Annotated in this window: 1 protein-coding gene; it reads right to left on the bottom strand. The window is 58.8% G+C overall.

The annotated features are described in order from the left end of the window. Positions 1 to 211, bottom strand: a 211-nt coding sequence (locus A3764_RS21765; protein ID WP_150122392.1) for a BamA/TamA family outer membrane protein, incomplete at both ends; no start/stop codon positions are given.

Raw genomic sequence — 211 nt, 5'->3', positions numbered from 1 at the left:
ACTGGAGGGGACCCACGGGCGTATCCCAGAAGACCGAAACGCCGATCACATGGCGGAAAGAGCCGGATTCACCCACGACACTGGCACTGTTCAGGTTCACATCGCTGAGATCCCAAAGGTTCCCCACGTCATAGAAGACGCCGCCGTTGATGCCATACTCTTCCGGAAGACCGAGCGGGAATTCGGCTTCGAAACGCGCCGCGACATAGAG

Source organism: Sulfitobacter sp. HI0129 (assembly GCF_001635395.1).
Classification (GTDB): domain Bacteria; phylum Pseudomonadota; class Alphaproteobacteria; order Rhodobacterales; family Rhodobacteraceae; genus Sulfitobacter.
The sequence above is the reverse complement of the archived record's forward strand: the minus strand, read 5'-3'. Positions and strand labels throughout refer to the sequence as shown.